Genomic DNA, 12,615 nt, shown 5'->3' on the forward strand with positions numbered 1-12,615 from the left:
CGGCAGGGCCGGGAACCATCAGGACGGCATCGACGAAGGGGCAGGGCGACACCGTGAAGGGCTCTCATGCGTGAGGTGAACGAGAACGTGCCGGCAGCCGCCGACCAGCGGGCCGTCGCGGAGGCGATAGAGCGGGGCGGTGTCGGCCTGACCGTGACCGACCTGCTGGCCAAGATCACGGGACCGGCCGAGCCGCCCGCGCGGCCGGAATCCGCGGATCCTGCCCGTGACGTGGACGCACTCGCCGCCGCCGTCGCCGCCGTGGCGGGCCGTTACGTCCCTGCGGGCCACCTGGCGCCCGACGCCGACTTCTTCGACGCCGGCGGCACCTCCGTGCACGCGGTGGAACTCGTCGGGGCGCTGGCGGACGAGCTGGGCATGGAGATCGACCTGGACGAGGTGTTCGCCGACGCCAGGCCGGTCAGCCTGGCCCGGCACGCGCTGGCGAGCACCGGCACCGCGGCCGTCGTGACGGCGACGGTCCCCCCTGCCGCGTCCGCCGCCTCTGCCGTCCCGCCGAGCGTCGGTGCGCCCACTACTCCCAGCGCGGCCACCGTCCCCAGCGCGGCCACCGACCCCAGCACGGCCACCGTCCCCACCGCGCCCGCCGTCCCGACCGTGCCCGCCGTCCCGACTGCGCCCGCCGTCCCGACTGCGCCCGCCGTCCCGACTGCGCCCGCCGTCCCGACTGCGCCCGCCGTCCCGACTGCGCCCGCCGTCCCGACCGCCCCCGCCGTCATGCCGACCCCGGCCGTGGTCCCGCCACCCGTCGCCGACCTCCCCGCACACTCCACGGCCCGACCCGAGGACCTCGCCCAGATCCTCGCCGACCTGGCCCTCGCCGACCGCCTCCCCTTCACCGGCTCCCCCGACCCCCTGCCGCCCCGCCGCGTCCTGCTGACCGGCGCCACCGGCTTCCTCGGCAGCCACATGCTGCTGGACCTGCTGCGGCACAGCGACGCCCACGTTCACTGCCTGGTCCGCGCCGCCGACGCGGAGGCGGCCGTCACCCGGCTCGGCGAGGCGCTCAAGAGCTACGCGCTGCCCTGGTCGTCGGAGGTCCGCCGCCGCATCACCGTGCTCCCCGGCGACATCCGCCGGCCCCACCTGGGCCTGACGGACGACGTCTGGAACACCCTCGCCCACGAGCTGGACAGCGTCGTCTCGGTCGCGGCCGCCGTGGACTTCCTGCGCGGCTACCAGTCCCTGCGCGCCAGCAACGTCCTCGGCGCCCTCACCCTCGCCGAACTCGCCGCGACCGGCCGCCCCAAGCCCCTGCACCACATCTCCTCCATCGCCGTCTTCAACGAGGTCGGCATCCCCTCCATGGGCGAGGACGACCCGCTCGCCCACATCGACCGCCTCGTCGCCGGCTACGACCAGACCAAGTGGGCGGCCGAGGTGGCCCTGCGCCGCGCCCGCGACCACGGCCTGGTCGTCACCGCCCTGCGCCCCGGCGGCATCGGCGGCCACACCAGGACCGGCGCCTACAACCCCCAGGACCTCAGCAGCGGCCTCATCTCGGCCTTCGGTCGCTTCCGCACGGTCCCCGCGTTCCGCCACCTCAACGCCGCCCCCGTCGACTGGGTCAGCCGCGTCGCCGTCGCCGCCATCTGCGAACCGGACGCCTGGGGCTTCGACCACAACCTCACCGGCGTCCCCAACACCCTCGACGACGTCGTCCGGGACATGGCCCTCGGCGGCATGCACGTGCGTGTACAGGACTGGGACGAGTGGCGCACCGACGCCCTGGCCCGGCTCCAGGCCGACCCGGTCCCCGAACTGGCCTTCCTCGTCCGCGTGTTGCAGAGCCCCACCGCCCTGAAACTGTGCGAGGCGACCCTGAAGGGCCCGGCCGCCACGGCCGACCGCACCACCGCACTCGTCGAGGCCCTCGGCCTCCCGCCGGCAGCTCGCTACGACGCCCGGGCCCAGCTGAAGACCTTCGAACGCCTCGCCCACGACGGCCTCGCCCGCCTCCCGCACAAGGACGACCAGCCGTACCTGTGGTTCTCCGAGACGACCGAGGGCGCCGTCGGCCGGCTCGGCGCCACCCCCGACATCCCCTGCGCGATGTCCCTCACCCTCTCCATCGCGAGCATGCACCAGCTGGTGACGGACCGCCGCGTCGACGTCCGCGGCGAACTCACCTGCCCGGCCCTGCACCCCGAGCCGCTGACCGTGGAGCGCGGCGACATCTGGATCCGCCCCGAGGAGGGCATCCCGCACCGGCACGGGCTGCGCCATCCACTCCTGCGCTACCGCCTGACGCTGACCGACGCCGACGGCGGCCGCTGGTGGCTGGAGGGCCACAAGTACGCCCGGGCCCGCCGCGACGTCTGGCGCCAGACCCGCGCCCTGACCGTGGAACTGGGCCGCGAAGGCGAACCGGCGAGCCTGGCCGGCGAGGTCGTCGTCCCCGCCGACTCCTACGTACGCGACCAGATCGACGGCATCAAGGTCGACCCGCGCCTGACCGGCCAGGAGAAGCGCGCCGCCAAGCTGACCTGGCTCGCCTGGTTCGGCCTGGAGATGGGCCGCGGCCTGCTCGGCCCCTTCGCCCGCGCCGCCGCGGACCTCCTCGACCTGCGCCGCACCCCGACCTCCACGGAGCACCACCGATGATCTTCCGCACGACGAACCCCGGAACCGGCAGGCCGGCCCTCCGCAGAGTCAGGACCACCGCGGCCCCACGCCCCCTCCGCCACCGCCTCGACCCGGCGACGGTCGAGGAGATCCCGTTCCACGCCGCCGACGGCGTACGCCTCGGCCTGACCCGCGTCGACACCGGCGACGACGACCGCCCCGCCGTCCTGCTCCTGCACGGGCACACCGCGTCCGCCGACATGTTCCTGCTGCCCGAGACCCGCAACCTGGTCGACGTCCTCCTGGACGACGGGTACGAGCCCTGGCTGCTCGACTGGCGGGGCAGCTGCCGGCTGCCGTACAACGAGACGGGCCGCCGCTACACCTACGACGACGTCGCCCTCCACGACATCCCCGAGGCCGTCCGCCACATCCGCACCCGCATCGGCGACCGCCCCCTGTTCGTCGTCGCCCACTGCATAGGGTCCCTCGCCCTCTCCCTGAGCATGACCGCGGGCCTGGTCCCGGGCCTGGCCGGCGTGGTGTCCCAGGGTGTCTTCCTCACCCCGAAGCTGGCGGGCCGCACCTCCCTGCGCATGACCCTGGCCGGCGAGCTCCTCAAGTCCCGTATCGACCACATCCCCGTCGACATCCGCAAGGTCGGCCTGTGGTCGAAGTACACCCCGCTGTTCGCCCTGGCCGCACGCAAGGCGACCTGCCCGGACCCCACCTGCCAGATCCTGCACAACTCGGCCTGGGGGACCGGCGCCTCCCTCTTCGTCCACGAGCACCTGACCGACACCACCCACGACCGCCTCGCCGAACTCCTCGGCCCCGCCCCGCTGTGGATCCTGCCGCACCTGCGCCGCATCGAACTGGCCCGCACCGTCGTCCGCTGGCACGACACCGACCAGCGCTACCGGGCCCTCCCGCCCAACGCCCTGGACGCGGCGGCCCGCATCGACACCCCGGTCCTGCTCCTCGCGGGCAGCGAGAACGGCCTGTGGCTCGACTCCCAGAAGCTCTGCCGCGACGTCCTCGCCCGCCGCCGGCCCCAACTCGACGTCACGTACACGGAGATCCCCGGCTACGGCCACCTGGACACGTTCCTCGGCAGGGGAGCGGCGCTCGACGTGTTCGGGCACATCCTCGACTTCCTGGGGGAACGCCGGTGACGGCAGTCGGCGCGGCCGGTTACCGTACCGGTGAGTAACCGGATATCGCACCCAGGAGGCCACCCATGCCGCAGCTCGAAGTCGACGGCGCCACGCTGACGTACGACGACGAGGGCCCGCGCGACGGCGACGGCGTGCCCCTGGTGTTCGTCCACGGCTGGACGGCCAACCGTCACCGCTGGGACCACCAGATGGCCCACTTCGCCGAGAAGCGGCGGGTCGTCCGGCTCGACCTGCGCGGGCACGGGGAGAGCGGCGGGTCGGGAGCGCGCACGATCGACCACCTGGCGAAGGACGTCCTCGCCCTCCTCGACCACCTGAAGATCGAGCGGTTCGTGATCATCGGTCACTCGATGGGCGGCATGATCGCCCAGACCATCGCCCTCGCCCACCCGGAGCGGGTCGAGCGCATGGTGCTGGTGAACTCCATCGGCAGGATGGCCTACAGCCGGGGCCGTGCCCTGCTGATGGCCGCCTCGACGCTGGCCCCCTTCAAGCTGTTCGTCGCCGCCAACATCCAGCGCGCCTTCGCCCCCGGCTACCCGCGCGCGGAGATCCGCGAGTACATCCGCGCCTCCGCCGACACCCCGCGAGAAGTGGTCATGACGCTCTACGGCGCCATGCGCGCCTTCGACGTACTGGACAAGGTCGGCGAGATCCGGACACCCACCCTGATGGTGCACGGCTACCACGACATCCAGTTGCCCGTCGGCCAGATGCTGCGGATGGCCAAGGCGTACCCGGACGCGGTGATCCGCATCCTGGACGCCGGTCACGAACTGCCGGTGGAGAAGCCGGCCGAACTGACGACGGCTCTCGACCGGTTCCTCACCGACCGCGCGTGAACCGACCGCGCGTGAACCGACCGCACGGCCGGACGGCGTCCGGCGCGGAGCCTTGGCCGCCCGCGCCGGACACGCCCTCGCTCAGGCGGCGCGCAGGGTCCGCTTGGCGAGTTCGTATGCCGGCAGCATCGCCTGGTGTTCCTCGGTGTCCAGCCCGCCGAGGTGTAGGACGACCGGGCCCCGCTCGGTGACGACCGCCAGGGCGGCCTCTTCCTTCGTCTCCTCCAGAAGCTTGCTCGTGTAGAGGTACTTCACCTCGGCACCGGCGAGGCCGCCCGCTTCGAACGAGCTGTACTCGGCCTTGCTCGCGTTGTCCTCCGCGGCCACGAACGCCTCCAGCACGGCGCGTGCGTCGTCGTCACCCGGCTCGCCCTTCCAGATGCGCAGGAAGCCGATGTTCCCCGCCGGCTTGGCGTCGACCTCGCAGGCGGCCGTGACCGGTCCCTGGCGCAGGAGCGCGTCGACGATCTCCTGGGCCGGCTCGCCCTGCTCGGAGCCGGCGGAGCCGTCACCGGCCGCCTTCTCCTCCCCGGCGTCCACGGCCTCCGCCTTCCAGTCCTCAGCGATGTCGAAGGTGACCGGAAGCTCGCAGGCCGATCCGGCGGCGCCGATGGTGCCGCCGGACTTCACCGCCGTATCGCCGGCGCTCGCCGCCTCGGCCGACGCGGACGCGCTCCCCGACGGCTTCGCGTCGTCCTGCGCCGCCCCCGAACAGCCCGTCATCACCACGGCCAGCAAGGCCACCTGGGCCAACCGGCGCCGTACCCGCCCCGCCTCCACCAGCATCGTTCTCTCCCCACCCCTGATCCAGCTTTTCTGATCTTGCTCAGGCGGCACACAGTATCCGACGCCACCGACAAGACGGGTCCTCGCCTGCGGCACCATGAGGCGATGACCGCGCTGACCTTCGAGCGTTGCTGCGACGAGATCGTCTCCCAGACCGAGCTGCTCACGACCCACGTGCGGGGCGCGGACATGACCGCCCCGGTGCACTCCTGCCCCGGCTGGAACCTCGGCCGGCTGCTGCGGCACGTGGGCGGCGACCACCGCTGGTCCGAGGAGATCGTGCGGACCCGGGCCACCGGCCCGATCCCCGGCGGACTGGTGGACGACGTGGCCGCGCACACGCACGAGGACGAGTCGTTCCTGGTCCCCTGGCTCGTCGAAGGCGCCAAGGCCCTCAGCGCCGCCCTCCGTGCCGCCGGGCCCGACGCGCGGGCGTGGAACCCTTCCGAGGACCGGCCCGCGGCGGTGGCGTTCTGGGCCCGCCGCATGACCCACGAGACCGTCGTCCACCGCGCCGACGCGGCCCACACGGCCGGCACGGAGTTCGCCCTGGAGACCGATCTCGCCGTCGACGCCGTCGAGGAGTGGCTGGAGTACTCGACCTTCCCCGAGGCGTACGAGCCCCGGCCGGACCTGCCCGACCTGCTCGCCCCCGACCGTACGCTCCGATTCGGCGCGACCGGCGCCGGCGACTGGCTCGTCGACCTCACCGGCCGGCGCCCCGCCTGGCGCCCAGGCGCGGAACTCGCGACCGTGACCGCGACCGCGGCCGCCCGGGGTCCGGTGAAGGACCTGCTCCTGTACTTCTACCGGCGCCCCGCGCCGGCCATCGAGACACAGGGCGACAAGGACCTCCTGGACCTCTGGCGGACGCGCGCGGGGTTCTGGCTGGAGGCGTGACGCCCGGTTCCTGCTCCGGCCCCCGCGGAAGACAGTGCTCGGACCTGGTGGCGGCGACCAGTCCCTCCGCGTGGGCCGCCGTCTCGTGCAGGCCCGCCGCGGGGAACCCGAGGTCCGTGAGCTCCTTCGGGCTGCGGGAGCCGAGGAGCACGGCGTGCCCCCGGCTCTGGTCCTGTGGTCGCCCGCCGCCCCAGGCGTTTGCCGAACCGGCAAGGTCGATTGCCTCCCTCGCGGGCGTCTCACAGGCTTCTTCACATGGGACCGGGAAGCTCCGCGCTCGCCCGAGTCCCTCCACCACCCCTGCGTGATCGGGAGGCACCATGACCGAGACCCCCGCCCTGAGGGCCGCCGACTTCTGGGAGGCGCGCTACCGAGACGGTGACCGGCTGTGGAGCGGCCGCCCCAACACGCTGCTCGTCCGCGAGGCCGGCGACCTCGCGCCGGGCACCGCCCTCGACCTCGGGTGCGGTGAGGGCGCCGACGCGGTGTGGCTGGCGTCGCGCGGCTGGCGGGTCACCGGTGTCGACATCTCGCGCACGGCACTGGAACGCGCCGCCCTGCATGCCGCCGAGGCCGGCGTCGGCGACCGCACGGCCTGGGAACGGCACGTGCTGGGCGAGTCGTTCCCCGAGGGCTCCTTCGACCTGGTGAACGTGCAGTATCTGCAGTCACCGATCGCACTGGACCAGCGGCGCGTCCTGCGGCAGGCCGCCGACGCGGTCACGGCGGGCGGCACCCTGCTGATCGTCATGCACGCCAACTGGCCGTCCTGGCAGAGCGAGCCACCGTTCGAGGCGCGGTTCCCGACACCGCGCGGCGTCCTCGACGAACTCGCGCTGCCGGAGCCCGAGTGGACCGTGCAGACGCTGGACACGGTGCGCAGGGCGAGCGTGTCCCCCGAGGGCGTGGAGGGTCACCGGGACGACCACGTGTGGCGGATCCGGCGCGGGGACGCCTGACGAGGGACGCGGCGTCCGTACGACCGCCGCCCCTCACCCCTGCAGGGCCGCGCCGCCCCTCACCCCTGCCGCGCCCGCGCCTCCCCGAGCACCTCGCGCACGGCGTCCAGCGCCGCCGCGCGATCGGCGGGGACCAGCCCGATGCGGGTGCGCCGGTCGAGCAGATCGGCCTCGTCCAGGGCCCCTTCGTGGCGTACGGCCCACAGCAGTTCGGCGGCCGTGACGGGATGGCCCGGCAGCACGGGTTCGGCCAGCCGGGGATCGTGTGCGCCGAGTTCCTGGACGGCCGCCGCCTCGACGCCATAGCGCTGGACGAGGCGGCGGGGCGCCCGGACGGCGCCGAGCGTGGCGGGTGAAGCGGCGCCGACCAGCGGGAGGGACGCCGTGGGGGAGGGGCCGGCGGTGAGCCCGCGGGCGGTGACGGCGGCGTCCACCGCGTCCTCGGCCATGCGCCGGTAGGTGGTGAGTTTGCCGCCGACCACTGTGATCACGCCGTCCGGTGAGGTGAGGACCGCGTGCCGGCGGGAGATGTCGGCGGTCCGGGGCGCCGTGCCGCGGTGTGCGGCGGGTGTGGTGTCCAGCAGGGGGCGCAGCCCGGCGAACGCCCCCACGACGTCGTCGCGTCGGACGGGGACGTCCAGGACGGAGCCGAGGACGTCGAGGAGGAAACCGATGTCCGTCTCGGGCACCTCGGGAACGTCCGGGATGTCGCCCTCCACGGGCTCGTCGGTGAGCCCGACGTAGACACGGCCGTCGCCCTGCGGCAGGACGAGGACGAAACGGTTGCTCTCCCCGGGGACCGGAACGTGCAGTCCGGCGGGCAGGGGCCCGAGGTGGTCGGAGCGCAGGACGAGGTGGGTGCCGCGGGAGGGGCGGATCCGGATGCCGTCCACCAGGCCGCCGGCCCAGACGCCGGACGCGTTGATCACGGCGCGGGCCCTGATCTCGCCCTCCTCACCGGTGAGTTCGTCGCGTACGCGGGCACCGGACGCCGTGAGTCTCAGTGCCTTGACCCGGGTCAGGACGCGCGCTCCACGGGCGGCGGCGGTGCGGGCGATCGCGGTGACCAGCCGGGCGTCGTCGGTGAGCCGGCCGTCCCAGGACAGCAGACCGCCGCGCAGGCCCTGGGTGCGCAGGGCCGGAGCGAGATGCCGGGTCTCCACCGTGGAGAGGCGGCGCGGGGCGGGCAGCGTGGCGCGGGCCGTGCGGGCCGCGAGGCGCAGGGCGTCCCCGGCCCGGAAGCCGGCCCAGGCCAGGGCGGACCGACCGCGGGAGACCAAGGGGGTCAGCGGCAGGACGAAGGGCTGCGCCCGCACCAGATGCGGGGCCGTGCGCTCCATCAGCACCCCGCGTTCGACCGCGCTCTCGTGAGCCACGTCGAGCTGCCCCGAGGCGAGATAGCGCAGCCCGCCATGGATGAGCTTGCTGCTGAAGCGGGAGGTGCCGAACGCCAGGTCGTGGGCGTCGACGGCGACGACGCCCAGGCCGCGGGCGGCGGCGTCCAGGGCGGCCCCGGCACCGGTCGCGCCCAGTCCGACGACCAGGACGTCCACGACCGGACCGCCGACGGTCTCGGCCAGTTCCCGCGAGCGCCGGGCGGCGGACAGCGACGATCCGGGGGCCGGGGCGGAAGGAGTGGGGCTCATGGTGTCAGGGTCCTCTCCAGGATGCCGCGCAGCTCCGCGAGGAACGCCTCACCGCTGAGGTCGGCGTCGTCCTCGTCGGTCATGGTGCGCAGGGACAGCGTGAAGGACTGCACGATCAGCAGCAGGGCCCGCGCCTGCCGTTCGACATGCCCGGCGCGCACCGACCCGTCGGCGTGGCCCTCGCGCAGGGCGTCGGCGAGCAGCGCGAGGAGGGCCTGCTGGCTCGCGCCACGGCGGTCGAGAACGTAGGGGAGGAGCAGTTCCGGATCGACGTCCACGATCTTCTGGAACAGCGGATGGGCGCGGAAGGACCGCACCCCGGCCACCAGCCCGTCGACGATCAGGCCGCGCGTCTGCGCTCCGGCACGCCGCTCGGGCATGGCCGCGGTGGCCACCGCGACCCACTCCCGGGTCATCAAGTCCCCGACCAGCGACCGCACATCGGGCCATCGCCGGTACAGCGTCATCCGGGAGACCCCCGCCCGGCGGGCCACGTCGGTCAGCGTCGTCCGGCGGACACCGACTGCCAGGACGCAGGCGCGCACCGCGTCGAGCACCGCGTCGCTGTCCGAATCGTTGTGACGAATAGGCGTCATGTGTCACAGTGTAACGCCTGCGAGGCCGTCCGGGACACGGCATCGCCCGAATCGACCGGTGAGGACGACAGTCATGGACATGCTGTGGAGCGGCTGGGGAGACCCGGCCAAGGCGGCGCCGCTGCCCGAGACCGTGACCGGGCTGCTGCGCGAGCTGCTCGGCGTCAAGCCGCGCACCGCCGGGCCGGTCGCCCTCGAGGACATCGCCGTACCCGAGTCACGACTCGAACCCGCCGCGCGCCAGGCCCTGTTCGCCGCCGTCGGCGGGGAGGAGCACGTCCGCACCGACGCGGAGGCCCGCATCCGCCACACCCGCGGCAAGTCCACCCCCGACCTGCTGCGCATCCGTGACGGCGAGGTCGACGACATCCCCGCGGCCGTCGTACTCCCCGCCGGTCACGACGAGGTGCTCGCCGTCCTGCGCGCCTGCGCCGAACACGGCCTGCCCGTCGTCCCGTTCGGCGGCGGCACCTCCGTCGTCGGCGGCCTCGCCCCCGCCGGGCGCGGCGCGTTCATCGCCCTGGACCTGCGCCGCATGGACCGACTGCTCGCCCTCGACCCGGTCTCCCGCACGGCCACCCTGCAACCGGGACTGCGTGCTCCGCGGGCCGAGGCACTGCTGGCCGAACACGGCTTCACCCTCGGCCACTTCCCCCAGTCCTACGAGTGGGCCACCATCGGCGGCTTCGCCGCCACCCGCTCCAGCGGCCAGGCGTCCGCCGGGTACGGCCGCTTCGACGAGATGGTCCTGGGCCTGACCGTCGCCACCCCCGAGGGCACCCTCGACACGGGCCGCGCACCACGCTCGGCGGCCGGACCCGACCTGCGCCAGCTCCTCCTCGGCTCGGAAGGCGCCTTCGGCGTCATCACGTCCGTCACGGTGCGCGTCCGCCCCGTCCCCCGGACCCGCGTGTACGAGGGCTGGCGCTTCGCCTCCTTCGAGGAGGGCGCCGCCGCGCTGCGCCGCCTGGCCCAGGACGGGCCGCGCCCGACGGTCCTGCGGCTGTCCGACGAGACCGAGACGCTGATCGGCCTCGCCCAGCCCGACGCCATCGGTTCCGACGGCACCGGGCTCCAGCCCGCGGGGTGCATGGCGATCGCCGGCTACGAAGGCACCGACGAGGACACCTCCTACCGCCGGGAGCGCGCCGCCGCCGTGCTGCGCGCGTGCGGCGGAACCCCGCTGGGCGAGGAACCGGGACAGCGCTGGGCGCACGGCCGCTACTCGGCCCCCTACCTGCGGGACTCCCTGCTGGACGCGGGGGCGTTCGCCGAGACACTGGAGACGGCGACCTTCTGGTCCCGCGTCCCCGAGCTGTACGCGTCCGTCCGCGAGGCCCTCACCACCACGCTCACCGAGGCCGGCACCCCACCCCTGGTGATGTGCCACATCTCCCACGTCTACGAGAACGGCGCCTCGCTGTACTTCACCGTCGTCTCCGCGCAGGGCGACGACCCGGTGACGCACTGGGAGCCGGCCAAGCACGCCGCCAACGAGGCGATCCTCGACGCGGGCGGCACCATCAGCCACCACCACGGGGTGGGCACCGACCACCGGGACTGGTACGTCCGCGAAGCGGGCCCCCTGGGCATCGAGGCACTGTGTGCGGTGAAGCGCCGACTCGACCCGGCGGGCGTGCTCAACCCCGGCGTCCTCCTGCCCCTCGACTGAAGCCGCGCCTTCCCCGCACCCCAGCCCCCCACACACACCCAGTCCGCCTCCGGCAGCACCCTCCCGTCGGCCCGAAAGGCACTCCGATGCGACAGTTCACCGCCATCGTCAACCCCACGGCGGGCGGATCCGCCTCGGCCGCCGCGCTGCTGACCGTGGCCCGGCCGCTGCGGGAGGCCGGAGCCGACCTGGAGACCGAGTACAGCCGCAGCCTGGACCACGCCCGCGAACTCGCCCGAGAGGCCGGACGGCGGGGGCGGGTGGTGCTCGCGGTCGGCGGCGACGGAATGGCCGGCGGCATCGGCGGAGCCCTCAGCGGCACCGACGCCCTGCTCGGCCTGGTCCCGGCCGGCCGCGGCAACGACTTCGCGCGGGCGCTGGACCTCCCCACCGACCCGGCCGCACTCGCCCAGGTACTGCTCCACCACGACCCCCGGAAGGTCGACACCATCGAGGTCGAGTCGGCCGTCCACCCCCGCACGGTGGTCCTGGGCAGCGTGTACGCCGGCGTCGACGCGCTCGCCAACCGCCACGCCAACAACGCCACCCTGCTGCGCGGCGCCGCCTCCTACTACGCCGGCGGCCTGCGCGCCGTCACCACCTGGCGTGCCGCGCGCTACCGGGTCACCGTCGACGGCCGGGAACACCCGCACACCGGCTACACGGTGGTCGCCGCCAACTCCGGCTACTACGGCTCCGGTCGCCTCATCGCCCCCGACGCCCGGGTGGACGACGGCCTGCTGGACGTCGTGATGATCCGCGAGGCGCCGCGCCGGCTGTTCTTCGCCCTGATGAACGACCTCAGGACGGGCGCCCACGTCCACCGTCCCCAGGTGAGCATCCTGCGCGGCAGGCAGATCCGCATCGAGGCCGACCGCGAGGTGCCCTACGGCGCCGACGGCGAGGTCGAAGCGACTCTCCCGGTCACGGTCGGAGTCCTGCCCGGAGCGCTGCGCGTACTGTGCTGAGCCCGGGCCGCCGGCCCCGCCGCGCCGACGAGCGGGCACCCCGACCGCTCATCCGGCGTCAGGCGTGCGCCGACCGCTCGTCTCATCCGCCGTCGACGGGCATCCGCGGGCGCGCGGCCCTCAGTTGCTGCGGTCCGGTGCTGCGATCGGCCGCCTCGGCCTGGACGAGCAGGGAGAGCAACTCGGCCACCCTCAGCCCGGCTTCGGCCGGATGCCGCAGTACCTTGCCGGGGTCGATCCGGTAGGTGTTGGTGCGCCCCTCGCGCGTGTGGGACAGATAACCGTCCCGCTCCAGATCGGCGATGATCTTCTGGACGGCTCGCTCGGTGAGCCGGCAGTGCGCGGCGATACTGCGGATGCGGATGTTCGGGTTGTCGGCGATCGCCGCCAGCACGCGGGCATGGTTGGTGAGGAACGTCCATCCGGTGTGCGGCTCAGGGACTCCGTCCATGTTCCAAGACTACGACTCAGTGTTCACGTAT

The 12,615-nt window shown here is 73.9% G+C and carries 11 protein-coding genes; 7 read left to right on the plus strand and 4 right to left on the minus strand.

Features of this window, described 5'->3' with window-relative positions; genetic code table 11:
* The first annotated feature begins 66 nt into the window (after positions 1 to 66).
* The 3 genes from ABZ078_RS18110 to ABZ078_RS18120 all read left to right on the plus strand — a co-directional run bounded on the left by ABZ078_RS18110 (position 67) and on the right by ABZ078_RS18120 (position 4,606).
* Positions 67 to 2,625, plus strand: a complete 2,559-nt coding sequence (locus ABZ078_RS18110; RefSeq protein ID WP_356576327.1) for a thioester reductase domain-containing protein — start codon at positions 67 to 69, stop codon at positions 2,623 to 2,625.
* On the plus strand, positions 2,622 to 3,761 hold the full coding sequence (locus tag ABZ078_RS18115; protein WP_356576329.1) for an alpha/beta fold hydrolase: 1,140 nt from the start codon (positions 2,622 to 2,624) through the stop codon (positions 3,759 to 3,761). The genes ABZ078_RS18110 and ABZ078_RS18115 overlap by 4 nt, the downstream gene beginning before the upstream one ends.
* A 65-nt stretch (positions 3,762 to 3,826) precedes the next feature.
* Entirely contained in the window at positions 3,827 to 4,606 is a 780-nt protein-coding gene (locus ABZ078_RS18120) for an alpha/beta fold hydrolase (RefSeq protein WP_356576331.1), read from the plus strand.
* An 81-nt stretch (positions 4,607 to 4,687) separates the two neighbouring features.
* On the opposite strand, the gene ABZ078_RS18125 is transcribed toward ABZ078_RS18120, so the two are convergent.
* Positions 4,688 to 5,392 (minus strand): lipoprotein, encoded by a 705-nt coding sequence (locus ABZ078_RS18125; protein ID WP_356576333.1) that lies wholly within the window; start codon positions 5,390 to 5,392, stop codon positions 4,688 to 4,690.
* A gap of 105 nt (positions 5,393 to 5,497) precedes the next feature.
* On the opposite strand from ABZ078_RS18125, the gene ABZ078_RS18130 reads away from it, so the two are divergent.
* Both ABZ078_RS18130 and ABZ078_RS18135 read left to right on the plus strand, forming a co-directional pair.
* On the plus strand, positions 5,498 to 6,292 hold the full coding sequence (locus ABZ078_RS18130) for a maleylpyruvate isomerase family mycothiol-dependent enzyme (protein ID WP_356576335.1): 795 nt from the start codon (positions 5,498 to 5,500) through the stop codon (positions 6,290 to 6,292).
* 320 nt (positions 6,293 to 6,612) lie between these two features.
* Positions 6,613 to 7,251, plus strand: coding sequence for a class I SAM-dependent methyltransferase (locus ABZ078_RS18135; protein ID WP_356576337.1), 639 nt, complete (start codon positions 6,613 to 6,615; stop codon positions 7,249 to 7,251).
* A 59-nt stretch (positions 7,252 to 7,310) separates the two neighbouring features.
* On the opposite strand, the gene ABZ078_RS18140 is transcribed toward ABZ078_RS18135, so the two are convergent.
* Together ABZ078_RS18140 and ABZ078_RS18145 are read right to left on the minus strand one after the other, a co-directional pair.
* A complete protein-coding gene (locus tag ABZ078_RS18140; protein ID WP_356576339.1) occupies positions 7,311 to 8,897 on the minus strand; it encodes a glycerol-3-phosphate dehydrogenase/oxidase in 1,587 nt (528 codons plus the stop codon).
* A complete protein-coding gene (locus tag ABZ078_RS18145) occupies positions 8,894 to 9,493 on the minus strand; it encodes a TetR/AcrR family transcriptional regulator (RefSeq protein WP_356576341.1) in 600 nt (199 codons plus the stop codon). Before ABZ078_RS18145 ends, ABZ078_RS18140 begins: the two co-directional genes overlap by 4 nt.
* Positions 9,494 to 9,566: 73 nt before the next feature.
* On the opposite strand from ABZ078_RS18145, the gene ABZ078_RS18150 reads away from it, so the two are divergent.
* Together ABZ078_RS18150 and ABZ078_RS18155 are read left to right on the plus strand one after the other, a co-directional pair.
* On the plus strand, positions 9,567 to 11,165 hold the full coding sequence (locus ABZ078_RS18150) for an FAD-binding oxidoreductase (protein WP_356576343.1): 1,599 nt from the start codon (positions 9,567 to 9,569) through the stop codon (positions 11,163 to 11,165).
* An 86-nt stretch (positions 11,166 to 11,251) separates the two neighbouring features.
* On the plus strand, positions 11,252 to 12,133 hold the full coding sequence (locus ABZ078_RS18155) for a YegS/Rv2252/BmrU family lipid kinase (protein WP_356576345.1): 882 nt from the start codon (positions 11,252 to 11,254) through the stop codon (positions 12,131 to 12,133).
* Positions 12,134 to 12,215: 82 nt separating this feature from the next.
* Here the strand turns inward: ABZ078_RS18155 and ABZ078_RS18160 are convergent, their stop codons facing one another.
* On the minus strand, positions 12,216 to 12,584 hold the full coding sequence (locus ABZ078_RS18160; protein ID WP_356576347.1) for a helix-turn-helix domain-containing protein: 369 nt from the start codon (positions 12,582 to 12,584) through the stop codon (positions 12,216 to 12,218).
* Between the last annotated feature and the right edge of the window lie 31 nt (positions 12,585 to 12,615).

Source organism: Streptomyces sp. NPDC006385 (assembly GCF_040612485.1).
In the GTDB taxonomy this organism is placed as follows: Bacteria; Actinomycetota; Actinomycetes; order Streptomycetales; family Streptomycetaceae; genus Streptomyces.

Coding starts and splice junctions, on each gene's coding strand:
- ABZ078_RS18135 (WP_356576337.1), top strand. CDS start 6,613: ATGACCGAGACCCCCGCCCTGAGGGCCGCCGACTTCTGGGAGGCGCGC.
- ABZ078_RS18125 (WP_356576333.1), bottom strand. CDS start 5,392: ATGCTGGTGGAGGCGGGGCGGGTACGGCGCCGGTTGGCCCAGGTGGCC.
- ABZ078_RS18155 (WP_356576345.1), top strand. CDS start 11,252: ATGCGACAGTTCACCGCCATCGTCAACCCCACGGCGGGCGGATCCGCC.
- ABZ078_RS18145 (WP_356576341.1), bottom strand. CDS start 9,493: ATGACGCCTATTCGTCACAACGATTCGGACAGCGACGCGGTGCTCGAC.
- ABZ078_RS18115 (WP_356576329.1), top strand. CDS start 2,622: ATGATCTTCCGCACGACGAACCCCGGAACCGGCAGGCCGGCCCTCCGC.
- ABZ078_RS18130 (WP_356576335.1), top strand. CDS start 5,498: ATGACCGCGCTGACCTTCGAGCGTTGCTGCGACGAGATCGTCTCCCAG.
- ABZ078_RS18160 (WP_356576347.1), bottom strand. CDS start 12,584: ATGGACGGAGTCCCTGAGCCGCACACCGGATGGACGTTCCTCACCAAC.
- ABZ078_RS18150 (WP_356576343.1), top strand. CDS start 9,567: ATGGACATGCTGTGGAGCGGCTGGGGAGACCCGGCCAAGGCGGCGCCG.
- ABZ078_RS18140 (WP_356576339.1), bottom strand. CDS start 8,897: ATGAGCCCCACTCCTTCCGCCCCGGCCCCCGGATCGTCGCTGTCCGCC.
- ABZ078_RS18110 (WP_356576327.1), top strand. CDS start 67: ATGCGTGAGGTGAACGAGAACGTGCCGGCAGCCGCCGACCAGCGGGCC.
- ABZ078_RS18120 (WP_356576331.1), top strand. CDS start 3,827: ATGCCGCAGCTCGAAGTCGACGGCGCCACGCTGACGTACGACGACGAG.